Origin of the sequence: Streptomyces sp. AcH 505 (assembly GCF_000818175.1) — a bacterium.
Taxonomy (GTDB): Bacteria; Actinomycetota; Actinomycetes; order Streptomycetales; family Streptomycetaceae; genus Streptomyces.
On sequence record NZ_JTIY01000001.1, the window covers coordinates 6,142,891 to 6,147,631 of the forward strand.

A 4,741-nucleotide genomic window follows, 5' to 3' on the forward strand; every position below is an offset into this window, starting at 1 on the left:
CGGGCCGGCCGGCCGGTTACGGTACGACCGTGACCGGCCACCGGCCCGCCTTCACCAGCCGCACCGCGACCGACCCGACGATCCGGTGCCCCGCCGACTCCGACGCGCCCACGACCACCGCGTCCGCCTTCAGTTCGTCGGCCGCCGTGACCAGGCCGTTGAACGGATCGCCGCGGAAGGTGTGGAACTCCCAGCGCACGTCCCATATGTCCTTGACCCGCTCGGTCGACTGCCGCAGCTCCTCGATCAGTTCCTCGGCGATCTGCCCGGTCGTGTCGGCGACCGGCGCGCCGAGCGACGCTCCGGCCGGCAGCACTGGCTGTACGTAGACGATGGCGAGCAGCGCCTTCTGCCGACGGGCGAGGCCCCCGGCGTAGGAGGCGGCACGGAACGACGACTGGGATCCGTCCACGCCCACGACGATCACTTTCGGACCGTCGGTACCGCGTTCGAACTGGGTGGGCTGCTGGTCAGTCACGGCACGCAGGCTATCCGTTCCCGCCGGAGTGTCCACCTCCGGTCTCCACTTAAGCGCCGGTCAGGCTGGTTCCATCGGGTACTTTCACCCCGACACCCGTGTTGGTCAGCCCCCGTGGGCGGGCACCGTGCGAGCCATTGGTCATGAAAAAGGACCAGATGATCCCGGGCCGCCGACGCGTCCTGCGGATCGCCGCCTGTTTCGGAGCCGCCGCCGTCACCGCCAGGGTCATCAGCGCGGGACAGGCCGAGACCCCCGGCCACCCGGCCGCGCCCCCGCCTGCGGCGGGGCCGCAGGCCGCCCCGAAACTCAAACCGTCCGCCTACCGGCTGCGGCCCATGACCGCGGAGAACCCGCCCGGCTACCTCGCGCCGGCGCCGCCCGTGCGCAAGGAGCCCTTCCTGGAACTGACCGGCCTCGGCCGCTCGGTCGTGCTCACCTTCGACGACGGCCCCGACCCCACCTGGACCCCGGAGATCCTGACCGTGCTGCGCGAGCACGACGTGCACGCCATGTTCTTCGTCTGCGGCGAGATGGCCTCGTACTTCCCCGACGTGCTGCGCCGGGCGGCGGACGAAGGCCACATCATCGGCAACCACACCTGGACCCACCCCGAGCTGCCCACCCTCACCCCCGCGAAGATCAAGAGCGAGATGGAGCGGACCAGCGAGCTGATCGAGAAGACCACCGGCACCGCGCCGTCCTGGTTCCGCGCGCCCTACGGAGCCTGGAACAAGCAGACCTTCGAACTCGGCGCCGCCCTGGGCATGGAGCCGCTCGCCTGGACCGTCGACACCCTCGACTGGACCCGGCCGGGCACCGACAAGATCGTGCGCACCGTGCTCGGCGGCGCCAAGCCGGGCGTGGTGGTGCTCTCGCACGACGGCGGCGGCAAGCGCGACCAGAGTGTGGCCGCGCTCCGCCGCTACCTGCCGGAACTCGTCGACGCGGGCTACAGCGCGGTACTGCCGCACCCCTGATCCGCGGGGCCGCCGACCCGGCTGGTCAGCGGGTGCTGACCAGCCGGGCGAAGACCACGACGTTGCCGTCGTAACCGCCGGCCTTCGAGTAGCCACCGCCGCAGGTGATCACCCGCAGCTCGGGGTAGCCGGTGTCGCCGTACACCCGGGCGCCGGGGAAGTCCTTCTTGGCGAAGACCTCGACCCCGTAGATCTTGAACACGGCGACCTTGTCGTCGAACCGCTTCACCTCGACGTGCTCGCCCTTCTTGAGCGCCCCGAGGCCGTAGAAGACGGCGGGCCCCGACTCGTTGTCGACATGGCCCACGACCACCGATGTGCCGCGCTGGCCCGGCGCGATCCCGTTCTGGTACCAGCCGGCCATGTTCGGGTCCTGCGGCGGCGGCGCCTCGATCCAACCGTCGGCGTCCGTACCCACCTCCATCACGGGCGCGTCCACCTTGATCTCGGGGATCCGCACCCGGGACATCGGGGCGTACGGCAGCGGCTTCACCCGGGTCGCGGGCACGGCCGCGGCGGCCGGGTCCCGGTGCAGACCGTCCAGCGAGGCGGCCGAAGCGGGCTGCGGGGGTCCCAGCGGTACGTCGACGCCGTTGCGCATCAGCGCGATCCCGGTGAGCATCACGAGAGCCAGCACGCCCCAGGGTGCGCGTTTCCTGGACTCCGGGCCGCTGTGGTCCTGGCCCATGGTTCTCCCTTCGTCGGCACCTGTACGGCACGCTAAGCGCGCGGTGCCGCCGCGGCGATCACTGGCAGGCGAACGGGTGGCCCGGGCCGGTGCGGTGACCCATCAGAGTATTCGGCACATAAAACTTCTGATGGGCCGTGACCTGCGGCTGGGCCGTGGCGCGGGGCCGTCTGACGGCGTGTCGGCTCACCGGGGTGGACCAGTGCCGACATGCGACGGATGTGCCGTCCGGTGATGGTTCGTCATGGAAGGCGTACTCGTCGAATTTCCCGGAGCACCGCTTTGGGGCGTCTTCCGCTGGAGGTTCAACGATGCGTGCTTCACGCGCTCTCGCGGTGACAGCGACCGCCTGCGCGGCCGTGGCGCTCTCCGCCCCACTGGCCGCCGCCAACAACGGTCCGTCCAACGTCATGGTCAACCCGTCGGCGGTCCACCCGGGCGGCACGATCCAGATCTCCGCCGACGGCTGCGGCCACGGCGGCTGGGTCTCGTCCAACGCCTTCCCGAAGGCCAAGCTGCCGTCGGTCGAGTCCGGGCACGTCAGCACCACGGCGCGGATCTTCAACAACGCCACCCCCGGGCGTTACAGCCTGACCGTCAAGTGCAACGACAACCCCAACACGGTGTCGCAGCAGTTCACCGTGCTCTCCGGGCGGGGCGCGCTGGGCGGTCTCGGCGGCAGCGTCGGACCGAGCTCGACGGAGATGGCGATCGGCGCGAGCCTCGTCGCCACGGCGGCCGTCGGCGGTTCGCTGTTCATCGCACGCCGGCGCCGGATGAGCGGCTCGGCCGTCTGACCGGGTTCCCCCACCCCGAACGCCCGTCGCCCCGGGTCCTGTGCCAGGACCCGGGGCGACGGGCTGTCGTGCGGCCGTGCGGCGCGGTCAGTGACCACGCCCTTCGGCCCGCCGGCGGGCCACGTAGATGGGGCCGGTCGCAGCGGCCATCACCAGCGCCGTACCCGCGACGATCTGCGCCGTGGACACCCCGCCGACGCTGCCGCCGAGACCGCCCCTGACCCCGGCGGTCGGCGCGATCGTGGCCGGGCTGACCGTCGGCGTGGGCCGCGGCGAGGGGCTGGCGCCCGCGATGGTGAGGTTGGTCGTGCCCGAGCTGCCGTCGCAGGTGAAGGTCACCTTGTAGACGGCGCCGCGCTTGGCGTCGAAGTCGACGGTGGCCGTCGCGGTCCGGCCCTTGGGGATGGTCACGTTGTCGAAGACGGCGGAGGACGCCGTCGCGCTCTCGTCGCAGTCGGTGACCGAGAGGGTCACCTTGCCGCCCGCCGCGATCGTCGACGGGGTGACGGAGAATCCGAACGGCGTGATGTTGCCTTCGGGCGCCGCGGTGGCGACGGGGGCGGTGAGGGCGAGCGCCGCCGCTCCCAGCAGAGCGGCGGATGCGGCACGTATCACGCGCATGGTGAGTCCTCCGGGTCCCCGAGGAGCAGTCGCGGAACCGATTTCCGCACATGGCGTGGAATGCACCTCGATGCCCGAAACGCTAGGAGCGCACTATCACACCCGCGAACGCTGTCGGGCGAATGGGGCACGGATGTCCCCCGGGCGGCGGACATCCGTGCCGGACCTGACGTGTGCGGGCGTGATGAGGACGGGTCAGGACTTGATGCCGGGGAACAGGTCGAGGAACGGACCCGCCGTCGCCGCGATGCCGCGGCCGTACGGGGCGTCGAAGTCCCAGATGAGGAAGAGCAGGAAGGCGATCAGCACGCTGAACAGCCCTGCCAGCAGCAACTCCCGGAACGTGCGCCGGATCTGCAGCAGGAAGATCAGCCCCACCGTGACCACGGCCCCGATGATCAGCCCGAACCAGACCACTCCCGGCATGGTCGCGCCCGCGTTCTCCCCGCGCGCCCCCCTGGCGTCGTCCGCCGCCGCCACCGCGTCGACGAGCGGCTGGTACGCCTGTCCCCCCAGGTCGGTCTTGGGCGCGTACTGCGTGACATCACGGCGGATCTGGTCGAAGAGCGTGGTGCCCCGCTTGCTGAGCGCCTCGTGCTCGGACATGTGCGGCCACTCGGTCTTCACGACGTACTGGACGTACGTGTCGATGTCGCCGCGGATCCGGTCGCGCACCTCCGGCGGGTAGACCTGGACGCGCTGCTGCACCTCGTGCAGGGACTGGGCCTCCTGGCGCACGTTCTCCTGGGCGCTGCCACGCGCCTCCCAGACGCCGGCGATCGCCAGACCCAGCACGATCGCGTAGATCACGCCGATCATCATCGTCATGTAGTCCATGACGTCAGGGGTCTCGGTGGGATCGTCGTCCTCTCCGATACGGCGGTTGTTGATGATGACGATGGTGAGGACGACGACGCACGCGGCGGCCATCGCGATGCTCAGAACGAGCCATTCCTGCATGGGGTCTCCATGGTTCAGCGGGCACGTGGCCGCAGTACGGCCACGGCGAGTACGGCCGGAGCCGTGATCATCAGCATCATCAGGACGGGCGACGTGCCCTTCCTCGGCTGCTTGCGTGCTGCCTTGTGGTAGGCGGGCAGCGCCACCGGGGACGGCGAGGGAGTGACGGACGGGGTCGGTGACGGGCTCGGCTTCGCCTTCGGCGGCGCGGCAGCCG

6 protein-coding genes and 1 pseudogene are annotated in these 4,741 nt (G+C 70.8%); 2 read left to right on the top strand and 5 right to left on the bottom strand.

Annotated elements, in window-relative coordinates:
• Positions 1-16: 16 nt before the first annotated feature.
• Positions 17-478: a universal stress protein gene (locus HY68_RS27350; RefSeq protein ID WP_041993662.1), complete on the bottom strand. Its 462-nt coding sequence runs from the start codon at positions 476-478 to the stop codon at positions 17-19.
• 143 nt (positions 479-621) lie between these two features.
• On the opposite strand from HY68_RS27350, the gene HY68_RS27355 reads away from it, so the two are divergent.
• Positions 622-1,458, top strand: a complete 837-nt coding sequence (locus HY68_RS27355) for a polysaccharide deacetylase family protein (protein WP_041993665.1) — start codon at positions 622-624, stop codon at positions 1,456-1,458.
• Between the two features lie 25 nt (positions 1,459-1,483).
• Here HY68_RS27355 and HY68_RS27360 read toward each other — a convergent pair whose 3' ends face one another.
• Positions 1,484-2,146 carry a class F sortase gene (locus HY68_RS27360; RefSeq protein ID WP_041993669.1) on the bottom strand — a complete coding sequence of 221 codons (663 nt, stop codon included), beginning with the start codon at positions 2,144-2,146 and terminating at the stop codon, positions 1,484-1,486.
• Between the two features lie 311 nt (positions 2,147-2,457).
• On the opposite strand from HY68_RS27360, the gene HY68_RS27365 reads away from it, so the two are divergent.
• Positions 2,458-2,943: a hypothetical protein gene (locus HY68_RS27365; protein WP_041993672.1), complete on the top strand. Its 486-nt coding sequence runs from the start codon at positions 2,458-2,460 to the stop codon at positions 2,941-2,943.
• An 87-nt stretch (positions 2,944-3,030) separates the two neighbouring features.
• Here the strand turns inward: HY68_RS27365 and HY68_RS27370 are convergent, their stop codons facing one another.
• The 3 genes and pseudogenes from HY68_RS27370 to HY68_RS44120 form a co-directional block, all read right to left on the bottom strand.
• Positions 3,031-3,564 (bottom strand): hypothetical protein, encoded by a 534-nt coding sequence (locus HY68_RS27370; protein WP_041993674.1) that lies wholly within the window; start codon positions 3,562-3,564, stop codon positions 3,031-3,033.
• A 195-nt stretch (positions 3,565-3,759) separates the two neighbouring features.
• Positions 3,760-4,524: a DUF4239 domain-containing protein gene (locus tag HY68_RS27375; RefSeq protein WP_041993678.1), complete on the bottom strand. Its 765-nt coding sequence runs from the start codon at positions 4,522-4,524 to the stop codon at positions 3,760-3,762.
• Between the two features lie 14 nt (positions 4,525-4,538).
• Positions 4,539-4,741 (bottom strand): annotated as a pseudogene (locus tag HY68_RS44120) (hypothetical protein); the annotation flags it as partial.

Excerpts from the sequence above, each read along its gene's own strand:
- HY68_RS27355 (WP_041993665.1), top strand. The coding sequence starts at position 622 with ATGAAAAAGGACCAGATGATCCCGGGCCGCCGACGCGTCCTGCGGATC.
- HY68_RS27360 (WP_041993669.1), bottom strand. The coding sequence starts at position 2,146 with ATGGGCCAGGACCACAGCGGCCCGGAGTCCAGGAAACGCGCACCCTGG.
- HY68_RS27365 (WP_041993672.1), top strand. The coding sequence starts at position 2,458 with ATGCGTGCTTCACGCGCTCTCGCGGTGACAGCGACCGCCTGCGCGGCC.
- HY68_RS27370 (WP_041993674.1), bottom strand. The coding sequence starts at position 3,564 with ATGCGCGTGATACGTGCCGCATCCGCCGCTCTGCTGGGAGCGGCGGCG.
- HY68_RS27375 (WP_041993678.1), bottom strand. The coding sequence starts at position 4,524 with ATGCAGGAATGGCTCGTTCTGAGCATCGCGATGGCCGCCGCGTGCGTC.